This is a genomic window from Streptomyces lonarensis (genome assembly GCF_012033735.1).
GTDB lineage: Bacteria > Actinomycetota > Actinomycetes > Streptomycetales > Streptomycetaceae > Streptomyces > Streptomyces lonarensis.
The window spans coordinates 25,675-39,602 of the sequence record NZ_JAAVJD010000023.1 but is presented as its reverse complement, the minus strand read 5'-3'; the positions used below and the strand labels follow the sequence as shown (position 1 = coordinate 39,602).

The following is a 13,928-nucleotide window of genomic DNA, read 5'->3' as shown; positions in this document are numbered from 1 at the left end:
GCGCAGCACGGCGGCGCGCTGCTGCGCCGCGGCGACGGTCGCCCCGAGGCGGACGGGGACCGCGGGGGCGGCACCGGCGCCGGTCTTGGCGTCCACGGTGTCGGAGCCGGGGTCGGCGGGCGGCAGGACGGGGCCGCGGCGCCAGCCCGCCTCGTCGAGCTGGCGGGTGGCGTGGTCGGCGCCGGTCTCGCCGAGCCCGGTGCTGGTGTCCTGGTAGCCGTCCTGGCCGAGGACCCAGAGGTGGCTGCCGAGCGGTCCGGCGGGGAGTCCGGCCGGGCCATGGACGGCGCGGGCGATGGCCTCGCGGTCCAGGCCGCGGGCGAGCGCCCAGCGGACCCGCTCGTCCTTCAGTGCCGGGGAGGTGCCGTTGACGGCGAGCTGGGTGTAGGCCGGGGCGTAGGCGCGGTGAACGCTGACCCCGGAGAGCCCTTCGGAGATGCGCTGTTCCGCGTGGTCGAAGGCGGCGTCGCGCTGGACGAGCCCGGCCGCGACCACGTCCGCGTGGGCGTCGGCGGCCCGCTCGGCCTCGGTCTGGAGCCGCCGGGCGGCGCGGGCGTCGGGCTCGGTGCGGGCCGCGAGCTGCGCCTCGGCGTGGCGGAGCAGCGCGGGTGCGGCGTCGGGGGCGGCGGCGGGGGCGGCGGCTCCGTCCATGCCGTCCTCGGAGGCGGCCGGGTCGTCCGCGTCGGGGGCGGGCAGGTCGGCCGCGGAGCCGGAGGCCGCGGGGGCCGCCTGTTCGGCGTCGTCCCGGTCGGCGGCGGTGACCCGGTCGGCCTCGGCCGCGGTGACCTCGGCGACGTGGAGGCGGCCGGCGGCGAGCGAGCGCAGGCGCTGGTCGTGGGGGACGGCCGCGAGCACGAGCCGGTCCAGCAGCGCGGGGTCCCCCCACCAGTCCTCGTTGCGGACGAGGACCACGTGGCCGGCCGCGCGGTCGACGGTCTCCAGCAGGAAGGGGCCGGCGCCGACGTCGAGGGTGTCGCGGGCGCCCTCGTTGAAGACGTCGGGGTTCTCGGTCACCGCGCGCGGGTAGAGCGGGCTGAACAGGCCGCGCCAGTCGGCGTAGGGCTTGGTGAACGTCACGCGGACCTCGCCGTCCGCGTCGCCGGGTTCGACGCTGTCGATCCGGTCGTACCCGGCGTTGCGGGCACTCCAGTAGGCGTTGTCGCGGCCGGCGAGCGCCTTCCACTGGGAGACGAGGTCCTCGGCGGAGAGGGGTTGGCCGTCGCTCCAGCGGGCCTCGGGGTTGAGGGTGTAGACGACCGTCTGCCGGGGCTCGCGTGCGGTGACCTCGGCCGAGACGAGGAAGTCGGGGTTGGGCGCGGGCCGTCCGGCCTCGTCGAGGGTGTGGAGCATGGGGAGTACGGCCTGCGCCACGCGGTCGGTGACCTCGTCGGCGTCGCGCTGGTAGGCGTTGAGGGTGCCGGGCACCGCGTCGACGGCCCAGGTGAGGGTGCCGCCCTCGGTGAGGGACGCGCGGTCGGCGGTGGCGACGGCACGCGCCGGCGGCGGGTCGTCGGCGTCGTCGCCGGAGCCGCAGGCGGCGAGCAGCGGCGCGAGCAGCGCGCCGGCCAGCAGGGCCGCGGTGCGGCGGGTCGCGCTGCCCCGGCGGGGCCGGGCGACCTTCGAGGGCCGTCCACTCATCCTGTTACCTCCGGGTCCGCCCATACGCTCGGCCTATCGGCTGATCACACCAATCCCCAAGCCAAGGTCAGGGCGGGCCCGAGGCGGGTGAGGCGCGGCGGCGGGCGGGTGGGCTGCCACCCGGACGGCGCAACCCCGTCCGGGTTTTCCGGCGCGGTACGCGCCCCTTGCACGCCCCGCGCCCGCCGGTGGCGGCCGACGGAGTGCGATTTCACGGCGCACGCTGTGGCCAGTTCCGTACGCGGGAGCGCGTCGCGCACGTACCCTCGTGGCATATGCGCAGAGGGGGGTGAGGATGAGCGACATCAACGCGCGCCTGTGGCAGGTCATCCGACTCGACGAGAACGGACACCGCTACCGCATCGGACACTGCACCACCCGCGCCGACGCCCAGCGTCTGCTGGGGCGCCTGGAGCAGGGCGCACCCACCCGTCCGGTGGACGCCGGCCGCTACCTGGTCGAGCGTGTCGAGGGACACGGCGACGCCCCGCGCCACTGATTACGGGCACAATCGGGTATACGGACAAATAGTCCGAAACCTCCGCGCCCGCCGGAGGCCACCCGATCAGGGACGTGGACGTGAGCACCAGCACGGAGGAGCCCCGGCGATCGCAGGTCGCCGCCGTGTCCCCCCATGCCGACCTCTCGCTGCTCGACGCGCTGCGGCTCGGCCTCGTCATCATCGACGGCCGCGGCCGGATCGCGCTGTGGAACCCGGCCACCGAGGAGATCCTCGGCTGGCCCGGCCGCGAGGCCGTCGGCCGGCCGCTCACCGACTTCCTCGCCCCACCCGGAATGCGGCACGTCCCCCGTGCCACCCGCGCACTCCTGCGCCACGGCGCCTGGCGCGGCGTGCTCCCCATGCTCAGCCGCGAGGGGACCGTCGTGGACGTGGAGTGCCGCGCCACCCTGCTGCGCGACCCGCAGGGCGCCCCCTTCTTTCTCGCCAACCTGGTCGAGACCTCCCGCCTGCGGGAGGTCGAGCAGGACCTCGGCGCCCTTGACACCGTCTTCGCCACCTCCCCCATCGGCATCGCCGTCTTCGACACCGACCTGCGCGTCGCCCGCATCAACGACGCGCTGGCCTCGCTCTACGGCCGCACTCCCGAACAGGTCGTCGGCCGCACCGTGATGGAGCTACTGCCCCCGCAGGCCGCCTCCGAGATCTACGAACTCCAGCGGGAGGTGCTCGCCACCGGACGCCCCGCCGTCGACGTCGTGGCCCTCACCGCCGACGGCCGCGGCGCCCACTCGCTGTCCTTCGGCCGGCTCACCGACCGCCACGGCAACCACCTCGGCGTCAGCTGCGTCACGCTCGACATCACCGAGCGCCGCGAGGCCCTCGACAAGATCGAGCAGTCCCGGCAGCGGCTGTCGATGCTCAACGATGTCGGCCTCGCCCTCGGCGACCGGCTCGACGTGCACAGCGTCGCCGAGGCGCTCGCCGGGGTGCTGGTCCCCCGGTTCACCGACTACGCCGCCGTGGTGCTGCTCCGCGCGGTCGCCGTCGGCGGGGACCTGCCAGCCATGGACCGCATCGCCGGCAGCGCGATGATCCAGGCCGGCATCGCCTCCGAGGAGCGGACCGCCGGCGTCGGGCGGATGCTCCAGCGGGAGGCCGTGGTGCGGTTCGAGAAGGGTTCCGTCTTCGACCGGGTGCTCACCACCGGCCGCCCCTGGGTCCTCGACCCCCGCCGCGAGACCCACGTCCTGACCTTCCCCGAGAACCCCGGCGTCACCGCCATGCTCGATCTCGGCGTCCACTCGCTGATGCTGGTGCCGCTGCGCGCCCGCGGCACCCTGCTGGGCATCCTGGTCGCCAGCCGCGCGGGCGACCGCGCGGCGTTCAGCGAGGACGACCTCGACCTGGCGAAGGAGATCGCCGGACGCGCCTCCGTCACCCTGGACAACGCCCGCCTCTACGCGCGCGAGCGCGACGGCGCGCTGGTCCTGCAACGCAGCCTGCTCCCGCGGCACATCAAGGAACCGCCCGGCGTCCAGATCGGCCACCGCTACGTTCCCGCGACCAGCGGCACGGAGGCCGGCGGCGACTGGTTCGACGTCATCCCGCTCGCCGGCGGCCACGCCGCCTTCGCCATCGGCGACGTGATGGGCCACGGCCTGAGCGCCGCAGCCACCATGGGCAGGCTCCGCAGCGCCATCGTCACCCTCGCCCACCTCGACATGCCGCCGGGCGAGCTACTCCGCCGCGTCAACCAGGCGGGGGAGGACATCAACGAGGGCCGGGAGGAACCGCTGATGGCGACCGGCGTCTACGTGCGCTACGACCCGGGCACCCGCGAGTGCGTGATCGCCAAGGCCGGCCACGTGCCGCCGATCCTCCTCACCCGCGAGGAGCCGACCGGCCGCTGGGAGGCCCGTCCGGTACAGCTGCCGGAGGGCACACCGCTGGGGCTGGCGGCCGGGGAGTTCGAGGAGAGCTGCGTCGCCGTCCCGGAGGGCGCCATCCTCGTCCTCTACACGGACGGCCTCATCGAGCGACGTGGCGAGGACATCACCGACGGCATCGATCGGCTCTGCGCGGAACTCGCCGGGGTCGAGGGCCCGATGCCGTCACTGGACGCCCTGTGCGACCGAGTGGTGGGCGCGCTCACCCCGGGCAACGACGCCGACGACGTGGCGCTGCTCGCCGTCCGGCTGGGCGGCGTCCCCGACGACTCGACCACCTCGTGGATGTTCCCCGCCCATCGCTCCGAGGTGGCGCGGGCCCGCACGCTGGTCCGGCGGACGCTGCTCGCCTGGGCGCTCCCCGGGCTGGTCGACACCGCACTGCTGCTGGTCAGCGAGTTGTTCACCAACGCGCTGCGCTACGCGGACGGCCCGGTCGGGGTCCGACTGGTGCGCGGCGAGCACGACCTCCTGGTCGAGGTGAGCGACCCGCTGCCGGACCCGCCGCGGGTGCGCCACCCCGCCCTCGACGACGAGGGCGGCCGCGGGCTGCAGCTGGTCTCCCGGGCCGCCCGCCGCTGGGGAACGCGCCAGGGTCCCATCGGGAAGACGGTTTGGTTCGAGCTGACGCTGCGCGGCTGACCTCCGCTCCCCCGCGCCCGCGGCCCCGGCAGTCAGCGCACCGGCAGGTGGTACGCGACCCGGTAGCGCTCGGCGGAGACCACCACGTCGGCGGTCTCCACCGGGAGGCTCCCCGCCCGGTAGGTCCGGCTGATGACGATCACCGTCTGACCGGGGTGCCCACCGAGCACCATGGCCTCCTCCGCGAGCCCCGGCCGGGCGCCGACCTCCTCCTCGACGTTGTCGACGACCAGGTCGATCGCGGCCATCCGCTGCACCACGCCGCGGCCGGCGAGCGGCCCCTCCTCGGGGAGCATCACCGGAGTGCGGGCGGTCAGCCGCAGCGGCTCCCAGGAGGTCGAGATCATCATCGGGCGGTCCCCCACCCGGAACTCGTAGCGGGTGCACATCAGCTCCTCGCCCGGGTCCACCGCCAGCCGCTCCGCGATACGCCCCCCGGCCTCGCGCCGCTCGCTCACCGCCCGCCAGGTACCGCCGACCCGTTCGTCGGTCTGCTCCTGCCGGAACGGGGTGGACTCCCCCAGCGTGCGGTAGCCGCTGCGGTGCAGCCGCTGCGGCTGGACCGCCTCGCGGACGTAGGTACCCGACCCGGAGCGGCCCTCCACCAGCCCCTCGGCCATCAGGACCTTGCGCGCCTCCAGCGCGACGGTGTCGGAGACGCCGTAGTGGGAGCGGATCGACGCCTGGGAGGGCAGCTTGGCGTGCGGTGGCAGCGCACCGTCGGCGATCTGCCGCCTCAGGTCGTCGGCGACGCGGAGATAAGCGGGCTGCTCACCGAACGGCACGGGCCCTCCCGGGGCACTGCGGGGGTCCGATCCCGCCCCGCGCGCGGGCGACCGGCGTGCGGCACCCAGATCGGACCGGCCCTGACCTGCGGAATGTACGAACAGCGACAGCTTGACAACGGAGTGTGGCAATTCGCAAGCGAGGGCCGGGGTTTCGCCCGATGTGATGATCCCTGTTGAACGGGCGACGCGGCCGTCAACCGGACTCCCACGACGCCGCCCCGGACGCCGCAGCAGGGGCGGGACGGCAGCGACACGGCGGGGCGACCGAATGTGGCAGAGGCCACAGCGCGTACACCCTCGGTCACCCCGGCCCGGCGGAACGGCCGCCGACCCCGACCCTCCACTCCCGCCCGTCGCACCCCCCGGGAGCCGGACCGCGGATGCGCAACCACGCACACGAAAAGCCCGCCGCGGGGTCGCCGAACCTCCTTGATTCCGCCCCCGTCAAGCCGGACGGCGCGATCACGCTGCGCCGCCGGCGGTACGCGCCGCGCAGTCGCTGCGATGAACCCCACAGTCACTACCAGGTGGTAAGTAGATATAGTGATCGGACGCGGATGGCTTGCACATCCGCGTGTCACATGTCACGGACACATCACCGAGAGCGGCCCCCGGTCCCCGCTGGGAGCCGTCACGCCTCGGTGAGTTCGTCGTACGTTGATATTTAGCTCGGCCAACTAACTAAGATGAGGGGCAGTACGTCCGCATCGCCCCAGGTCATGCGAGCGGACGTCGAGTGATCATGACAATCGCGGCCGGCGGCCGCAGATCAAGGAGGACCATGTCGACCGCTGCGCCAAGAGCGCTGACGGCACGGGTACCGGGAAGCCCCCGGACCGCCGCCGCCCCCGCTCGCGTCCGGGTACCGGGTGACCGGATCCGGTGCGGCCGGCAAGGTTCGGGCACCAGGGCCGTGAGGACCGCACACGGTGGAGGCGTCGTATCGTACGCCCTCACCGGCGCACGGTCCGACCGCCCCGGCCCCGACGACAGCTGACGGGAGCGCACGTGCCCCTGCTGATCGGCCTGGCCGTCCTCTTCGGACTCGCCACGCTCGTCCCCGCCCTCTGCTCACGTCTCGGCCGCAACACCGGATACGTCCTCGCCGCTTCGTTCCTGAGCGTCTTCCTCCTCATCGCCTACGCGGCCTACAGCTCGCCCGGCGACGACACCCTCAGCGCGAGCTGGAACTGGCTGCCCGCCCTGGGCGTCGAGTTCTCGCTGCGCTTCGACGGGCTGTCCCAGCTGTTCTGCCTGCTCATCCTCGGCGTCGGCTCCCTGATCCTGGCCTACTGCGCCCGCTACCTCTCCGAGGACGGCAACCACACCACGGTCTACATGTGGCTGACGCTCTTCGCGGCGTCGATGCTCGGCGTGGTGCTCGCCAACGACATCATCCTGCTGGTGGTCTTCTGGGAGCTGACCACCATCTGCTCCTTCGTCCTGATCTCCTCCGCCGGCCCGGGCGCCACCCCGTCGGCCATGAAGGCGTTCCTCGTCACCGCGCTGGGCGGCCTCGGCCTGCTCACCGCCGCGGTACTGATGGCCGTCGCCGCGGGGACCACCAACCTCGGTGTGATCCTGGGCGAGCCCGAGCGCGTGCTCTCCTCCCCGCTGGCCTGGCCGGCCGGCGCGCTGATCATCCTGGCCGCCTTCACCAAGTCGGCCCAGCTGCCCTTCCACTCGTGGCTGCCGGGCGCCATGTCGGCCATCACGCCGGTCAGCGCCTACCTGCACGCCGCGGCCATGGTGAAGGCCGGCATCTACCTGCTGCTGCGCTTCTCGTCGGTCTTCGCCGGACAGACCGCCTGGTCCGCGACGCTGATCATCGTCGGTCTGACGACCGCCGTCTTCGGCGCGATCTGGGCGCTGCGCCAGCACGACCTCAAGGCGCTGCTCGCCTACTCGACCGTCAGCCAGCTCGGTCTGCTCGTCGGCGCCATCGGCGTCGGCACCGCGACCGCCCTGGCGGCGGCGATGCTGCACACCTTCGCGCACGCGCTCTTCAAGGCGACCCTCTTCATGCTGGTCGGCATCATCGACCGCGAGGCGGGCAGCCGCGACATCCGCGAACTGTCCGGTCTGCGGCGGGTGATGCCGGTGACCGCGGCCGTCACCGGCCTCGCCGGCCTCTCCCTCGCCGGTGTCCCGCCGCTGATCGGCTTCGTCAGCAAGGAGCACCTCTACAAGGGCTACCTGGAGGCCGACTTCGCCCCCGGCGCCGGCGTCGCCGCCGTCTCGCTGGCCATCGTCGGCTCCGCGCTGACCTTCAGCTACGGCATGCGGATCTTCTACGAGGCCTTCGGCGGCCCCACGCTCCAGCGCGGCCTGTACGAGCGCGCCAAGTCGTTCCTCGCACCGGCGCTGGTCGCCGCCGTGGCCGGCCTCGCGCTCGGTCCGGCGATCGGCTGGCTCAACCCGGTGCTGGAGAGCTCGGTCACCGCGGTCTTCCCCAACGGGGAACCCACGGAGTTCAAACTCTGGCCGGGCTTCACCCCGGAACTCGGCATGACCGCCATCGCGATCACCGCCGGTATGTGCCTGTTCTTCGCACAGAACCACGTCGAACGCGTGTTGATGCGGATTCCGGTGCCGGGGGACATGTTCCAGGCGATGTACCGGTCCGTGGTGCGGCTCGGTGCCGTCGTCGGCAAGCCGGACAGCAGCAACTCCACCGCTGCCTACCTCTGGCGGCCGGTGGCCCTGCTCGTCGGTTTCGCCGTCGTCGCCCTGTGGACCTCCGGCAGCCTGCCGGACGCCCACAGCGCCGCCTCGCGCACCGACCTCGACTGGCCGCTGCTGGTGCTGATCGCCCTGGTGGTCGTCGGCTGCTGCATCGCGCGCACCACCCTGGTGTCGGTGTCGATGCTGGGCACCCTCGGGCTGCTCATCGCGGTCTGGTTCGTCCTGGCGGGCGCCCCCGACGTCGGCATGACCCTGCTGCTGGCCGAGGTGCTCACCGCGGTCGCCGCCGTGCTGATGCTCGCCGGCACCGCCATCCACTTCCGGCGGCCCAAGCTGCCGCGGCTCTCCGGTTCGCTGGTGATCGCGCTGCTCGCCGGCGCCTCCGCCACCGTCGCCACGCTCGCCTTCACCGGCGGGCGGGAGATGTCCTCGCTCGGCCAGTACCTGCTGGACAACGCGAAGGGCGAGACCGGCGGCGAGAACGTCGTCAACACGATCCTCGTCGACTTCCGTGCGGTGGACACCCTGGGCGAGTCGGTCGTCATCGGCACCGTCACCCTCGCGCTGATCGTGCTGCTCGGCCGGCGTGACGCACCGAGTGTGGAGTGCGCGGTCGCGCGCCCGGCCAACTCGGTGTTCCAGATCGCCAGCAAGATCGTCGGACCGATCGCCGTCGTGCTCTCCGCGTACCTGTTCTTCCGCGGGCACTACTACCCGGGCGGCGGCTTCATCGCCAGCCTCGTGGTCGGTGCCGCCGTGGCCTTCAGCTACATGGCGCACGGCAAGATCCCCGGTGGCCGCTGGCTGCGTCCCGCGCCGATGACCGCGGTCGGCATCGTGCTCAGCCTCGGGGTGGCGCTGATGTCCCTCCTCATCGGGGACCCGTTCTTCACCCCGGTGGGCACCTATCTCGACCTGCCGGGCGTGAGCATCGCCGTCTCCACCTCTCTCCTGTTCGACCTGGGGGTCTACCTGATCGTCCTCGCGATGGTCATCGCCACCGTCGACCGGCTGGGCCGCGGTGCCCTGGCGCCGGCGGCCGAGGCGGCCGACGACCGGCGCGCCGACCAGTCGCAGCCGAAGGAGAAGAAGGAGAAGGTTTCATGACCGCCGCCCTGACCGTGGGCATCCTGGTGACCGGCGGCGTCTACCTGATGCTCCAGCGCGAGCTGCTGCGCGCGACCTTCGGGTTCGTCCTGCTCGGCCACGCCGTCAACGTCCTGTTCGTGACGAGCGGCGGGCTGGAGCGCCGTTCACCGGCGCTGCTCGGGTCGAACTCCCCCGAGGTGGCCGCGGACCCGCTGCCACAGGCGTTCGTCCTCACCGCGATCGTCATCACCTTCGGTGTCACGGTCTACCTCTTCGCCCTGATGCGGGCCGAGGGGCTGCACCGCAAGCACCACGGCGAGGGACCGGAGGGCGAGGGGCCCGACACCCCCGACGACCTCGACTCGCTCGCCGCGGAGCGCGCGGGCCGGCCGGAGAGCTCCTCGACGGAGCCCGCCACCGGTCCCCGCGACGGCATCGACCTACCGCCGAACAGCCCGGTGGCGGCGGACGCCACCGGGACCGGCACGAAGGACGACGTGACCACCAGCACGACCGACCGACCGACGCCCGGCGCCCCCGCGCCGCGCGCCAAGGGTGACGGGGAGGGAGCACGATGACCTCCGCACTGATCGCGCTCCCCATCGCCGCGCCCATGCTCGCCGCCGGCGGTGTGGTGGCGGTGGGCGGCCGGTACCGTCAGGTCTGCCGCTGGGTGGTGCTGGGGGTCTCCGCCGCGGTCCTGGTGATCGCCGGTGTGATGATCGCCCGGACCGCCGACGGCTCCGTCCACGCCGTCCAGGTCGGCGACTGGGGGCCGGGCATCTCGATCGCCTTCGCGATCGACATGTTCAGCGCCCTGATGCTGGCCGTCTCGTCGCTGCTGGTGCTGGTCTGCTACAGCTTCGCCGTCTCCGCCGGGGACGACGAGGCCGAACCGCTGTTCGGCCCGCTGGTGCTCATACTGTCGGCCGGCGTCTACGGCACCTTCATCACCGCGGACCTCTTCAACCTGTTCGTGTTGATCGAGGTCATGCTGCTGCCGTCCTACGCGCTGCTGATCATGGCGGGCAGCCGGGCGAAGCTCGCGGCGGGCCGGATCTACCTGCTCGTCAACCTGCTGGCGTCGACCATCTTCCTCGCCGGCCTCGCGATGCTCTACGGCTCGGCCGGCACCCTCAACCTCGGCGTCCTGGCGGGCGCCGCGGCGGAGAACCCGACCATCGCCGCGGCCGGCGCGGTCATCCTGGTCGCCATGGCGGCCAAGGCCGCGATGGTCCCGATGCACGGCTGGCTCCCCCGGACCTACCCGGAGGCGTCGCCCGCCGTCACCGCGCTCTTCTCCGGTCTGCTGACCAAGACCGGCGCCTACGTCATCATCCGGGTCTACTCGGTGATGTACGAGGGCGACCAGCGGTACGTCTGGGTCATCATGACCGGCGCGATCCTCACCATGGTGATCGGCGTGCTGGCCGCCGTCGGGCAGGACACCCTGCGGTCGATCCTGGCCTTCGACATGGTCAGCCAGATCGGCTACGTCCTGCTGGGCTTGGCGCTCGCCACCCACGCCGGACTCGCCGCGACGGTGTTCTTCCTGGTGCAGTACGCGGCGGTGAAGGCTGCGCTGCTGCTGTGCGCCGGAGCGGTCGAGACCGCCTACGGCACCGGGCGGCTCAGTCTCCTCGGCGGGCTCGGCGGACGCGAGAAACTGCTGGCCGCCGCATACGCGGTGGCGGCGCTCTCACTGGCCGGGCTGCCGCCGATGTCCGGGTTCGTCGCCAAGCTGGGGCTGATCCGGGCGGCGGTACTGGACGAGCAGTACTTCCCGGCCGCGATGGCGGTCATCGTCAGCCTGCTGACGCTGCTGCCCCTGCTGAAGATCTGGACCGGCGCGTTCGCCGGCGCACTGCCCTCGCCGCTCCCGGACACCGCCCGCACCCGGGCGGGGCTGGTGGCACCGGCGGTGGTGCTCGGCGTCGTGACCATCGCTCTCGGCATCGGTGCCCAGCCGCTGCTGGCGGCGGCCGAGACGGCAGCCGACGTGTTGAGCAACCCGACGATCTGGGCCGAGGCGGTGCTGCGAGGATGATCGACTGGCTGCGGCGATTCGCCGTCAGGAGCTACCGCATCGGCCGCTTCGTCGGCTATTTCATCTACGAACTGGTCGCGTCCAACGTGATCGTCGCCTGGGAGATCATCACCCCGCGCAGCGGGCTCTCCCCGGTGATCATCGCGATGCCGCTGCGCTCCCGCACCAAGGGGGAACGCACGCTGTTCGTGGGGGTGGTGACCCTCACCCCGGGCACCCTCTCGCTGGACCTGCGCGACGAGCCCGCGACGCTGTACATCCACGGCATGCACGCCAGCGACGTCAACCGGTTCCGCCGGCGGCTGCACTACCTGGAGGACCTGCTGCTGGCCGCCTGGCGGCCGGTGGGCTCGGCCCAGCAGGTCGGCCCGGCGGTGCCCGGCGCCGCGACGCCGACCGCCGCCGGCCCGTCCGGGGAGTCCGGCGGACTCCCGCCCCGGCCGGAGACCCCGGCCGCCTCGGACGGCAAGCCGACCGACCGTGACTCCGAGGAGGGGAGCCGCTGATGCTGCTCGACATCGTTCTCGTGGTCCTGGCGCTGTCCATGGCCGTGGCGATCGGCCGGATGGCGTACGGCCCGACCAAGGCCGACCGGGTGGTCGCCGTGGAATTCGGCTTCGTCATCTCGGTCGCCGCCATCGCGCTCGTCGCGGTGCGCAGTGACTCCCCGTCCCTGTTCGACCTGGTGCTGGTGATGACCCTCGTGGGCTTCCTGACCACCATGTCCCTCGCCCACCTCGTGGAAAGGCGGCCGTGATGAACCTCCAGATGGTTCTCGCGCAGGGCCTGGTGGTCCTCGGCGCGGTCCTGATGGGCGTGGGCGCGGTCGGGCTGATCCGGCTGCCGGACGTCTACAACCGGACCAACGCGGTCGCCAAGGCGTCCAGCCTGGGCATGATCTGTCTGCTGCTGGGCGTGCTGATCTGGAAGCCGAGCACCCTCGCGGTGTTCACGCTGATCCCGGCGATCCTGCTCCAGCTGCTGACCTCGCCGATCTCCGGTTTCGCCATCGGGCGGGCTGCGTACCGTTCGCGGGCGCCGATGATCGAGGAGACGCACCTCAACGAGTTGAAGTCCGACCCGCCGCGCTGAGCGCGCGGTTCGACGAGCGACACGGCGGCGCCGGTCCCGGGTGGGTCACCACCGGGGACCGGCGCCGCCGTCGCTGTGCGGCGGGGCCCGGGTGGGACGGGTGGAACGGGCGGCGCCGGAGCCCCCGCCGGGCCGCGCCGGGGTGTGCTCACGAGGCGTCCCCCGCTGCGGCCCGGCACCGAGGCACGGGCCGGACCGCCGGGGGGCGGGACTGCACGGACGCGGGACCCGTCCGGGCCCCACCTGCCACGCGCACCTCACATGACGGCAACGCTCGCGGGCGCATAGAGCAGTCATCGACACCAGTTGCCATACTGCACTATGGTAGATGTATGGCTACCAAGAAGGTGACTATCACCCTCGACGAATCCCTGGTCCAAGCCTTGGCCGGAGCCGCCGAGGAAGAAGGCATCCCCCTCTCCCGCCTCGTCGCCGGAGCGGCCGAACGCGAGCTGCGCCTGCGGGCCGGCCGCGCCGTCATCCAGGAGTGGCAGGCCGAGCGCGGCGCCTTCACCCCGGAGGAGCTAGCCGCCGCCCGCGCGGATCTGGCCGCCGCCGACGCCGAGTACCTCAGCAGTTCGGGAGCATCAGCCGCGTGAACATCCCTTACCTGTACGACGCCGGGGCCCTCATCGCCATCGACAACGATGACCGGCGCATGTGGGCCCGGCACAGCCTGGCCCTCGACGACGGACGAGACATCCACGTCCCATCCGTCGTCGTCAGCCAGGCATGGCGGGACCCCCGCCGCCAGGTCAGACTGGGCAAGTTCCTCGCAGGCTGCCACGTCGTACCCGTCGGCCTCGAGACCGCCAAAACCGCCGGCATCCTCTGCGGCAAGGCCGGCACCTCCGACATCGTCGACGCCACCGTCGTGACCGTGGCAGCCAGCCTGGGCGCCATTATCTGGACCTCGGACCCCAACGACATCCGGACCCTCATCGACGCCCAGGACATCAAGCCCGCCCCTGTCATCCGCACCGTCTAGCAGCCGATGACACCCGACCAACCGATTCGTACGCATACTCACCGCCTCATTTCGAGGCGACCGAGTTGAGAATTCCCCTCGCCGAGGGACCGCGACAACAGGGGTCGTCGGCGACGAATGTCCCGCAAGTGACGCCTCCACAGCCGTTGGAGTGCACGGCGGGCCGGGCCTCTGATTGCCCCTGTGGGTAGCAACGGACACAAGGCAATGACTCTCGAATGCGATTGTTCTCCACTAGCCGACATGAACGAGATCACCGTACTTCCCGACGACCAACTCCACCTCGCGCGAATACCCGTTGAGGTACTGTCCGACCGAGACGATCTCACCATTGGCAGCTACGCCTGCGTACACCTGCGCGTACCCGCGAGGGTCCGCGTCGCGCGCAAGCTGGTTTCGACGGCGGAGCAACAGGATGTACTGACTGTGCAGACGCTTCTCATCGCATGACGTGCGTTACCGGCTCCACAAGTGGACACACCTCACAGCCTCCCGCCACACCTTGACATCGGCTACGAGCGCCAGCACTTTTGCGATGGCGCCCGGGTCA

At 72.2% G+C, this 13,928-nt stretch carries 13 protein-coding genes; 11 read left to right on the top strand and 2 right to left on the bottom strand.

What is annotated here, in order from left to right; genetic code table 11:
- Positions 1-1,638: ABC transporter substrate-binding protein (locus tag HCN56_RS26935; RefSeq protein ID WP_280923235.1), on the bottom strand; the 1,638-nt coding region annotated here is incomplete at its 3' end.
- Between the two features lie 295 nt (positions 1,639-1,933).
- Between HCN56_RS26935 and HCN56_RS25740 the strand changes: the two genes are divergently transcribed.
- Both HCN56_RS25740 and HCN56_RS05455 read left to right on the top strand, forming a co-directional pair.
- On the top strand, positions 1,934-2,137 hold the full coding sequence (locus HCN56_RS25740) for an SPOR domain-containing protein (RefSeq protein ID WP_209312380.1): 204 nt from the start codon (positions 1,934-1,936) through the stop codon (positions 2,135-2,137).
- An 80-nt stretch (positions 2,138-2,217) separates the two neighbouring features.
- On the top strand, positions 2,218-4,689 hold the full coding sequence (locus HCN56_RS05455) for a SpoIIE family protein phosphatase (protein WP_312871063.1): 2,472 nt from the start codon (positions 2,218-2,220) through the stop codon (positions 4,687-4,689).
- Between the two features lie 32 nt (positions 4,690-4,721).
- Here the strand turns inward: HCN56_RS05455 and HCN56_RS05450 are convergent, their stop codons facing one another.
- Positions 4,722-5,474 carry a GntR family transcriptional regulator gene (locus HCN56_RS05450; RefSeq protein WP_167968329.1) on the bottom strand — a complete coding sequence of 251 codons (753 nt, stop codon included), beginning with the start codon at positions 5,472-5,474 and terminating at the stop codon, positions 4,722-4,724.
- A gap of 1,011 nt (positions 5,475-6,485) precedes the next feature.
- Between HCN56_RS05450 and mbhE the strand changes: the two genes are divergently transcribed.
- The 9 genes from mbhE to HCN56_RS05405 all read left to right on the top strand — a co-directional run bounded on the left by mbhE (position 6,486) and on the right by HCN56_RS05405 (position 13,828).
- Positions 6,486-9,269 (top strand): hydrogen gas-evolving membrane-bound hydrogenase subunit E, encoded by a 2,784-nt coding sequence (gene mbhE / locus HCN56_RS05445; protein ID WP_167968328.1) that lies wholly within the window; start codon positions 6,486-6,488, stop codon positions 9,267-9,269.
- Entirely contained in the window at positions 9,266-9,829 is a 564-nt protein-coding gene (locus HCN56_RS05440; protein ID WP_167968327.1) for a sodium:proton antiporter, read from the top strand. The genes mbhE and HCN56_RS05440 overlap by 4 nt, the downstream gene beginning before the upstream one ends.
- Positions 9,826-11,298 carry a proton-conducting transporter transmembrane domain-containing protein gene (locus HCN56_RS05435; RefSeq protein ID WP_167968326.1) on the top strand — a complete coding sequence of 491 codons (1,473 nt, stop codon included), beginning with the start codon at positions 9,826-9,828 and terminating at the stop codon, positions 11,296-11,298. The genes HCN56_RS05440 and HCN56_RS05435 overlap by 4 nt, the downstream gene beginning before the upstream one ends.
- Positions 11,295-11,804 carry a Na+/H+ antiporter subunit E gene (locus HCN56_RS05430; RefSeq protein ID WP_167968325.1) on the top strand — a complete coding sequence of 170 codons (510 nt, stop codon included), beginning with the start codon at positions 11,295-11,297 and terminating at the stop codon, positions 11,802-11,804. The genes HCN56_RS05435 and HCN56_RS05430 overlap by 4 nt, the downstream gene beginning before the upstream one ends.
- Entirely contained in the window at positions 11,804-12,055 is a 252-nt protein-coding gene (locus HCN56_RS05425; protein ID WP_209312379.1) for an MrpF/PhaF family protein, read from the top strand. Before HCN56_RS05430 ends, HCN56_RS05425 begins: the two co-directional genes overlap by 1 nt.
- Positions 12,055-12,390 (top strand): monovalent cation/H(+) antiporter subunit G, encoded by a 336-nt coding sequence (gene mnhG / locus HCN56_RS05420; RefSeq protein ID WP_167968324.1) that lies wholly within the window; start codon positions 12,055-12,057, stop codon positions 12,388-12,390. The genes HCN56_RS05425 and mnhG overlap by 1 nt, the downstream gene beginning before the upstream one ends.
- A gap of 332 nt (positions 12,391-12,722) precedes the next feature.
- Positions 12,723-12,989 carry a hypothetical protein gene (locus HCN56_RS05415; RefSeq protein ID WP_167968323.1) on the top strand — a complete coding sequence of 89 codons (267 nt, stop codon included), beginning with the start codon at positions 12,723-12,725 and terminating at the stop codon, positions 12,987-12,989.
- The gene (locus HCN56_RS05410) at positions 12,986-13,378 is read left to right on the top strand and encodes a PIN domain-containing protein (protein ID WP_167968322.1); all 393 of its coding nucleotides are present in this window, start codon (positions 12,986-12,988) and stop codon (positions 13,376-13,378) included. Before HCN56_RS05415 ends, HCN56_RS05410 begins: the two co-directional genes overlap by 4 nt.
- A 243-nt stretch (positions 13,379-13,621) precedes the next feature.
- Positions 13,622-13,828 (top strand): hypothetical protein, encoded by a 207-nt coding sequence (locus HCN56_RS05405; protein WP_167968321.1) that lies wholly within the window; start codon positions 13,622-13,624, stop codon positions 13,826-13,828.
- The last annotated feature ends 100 nt before the right edge of the window (positions 13,829-13,928 follow it).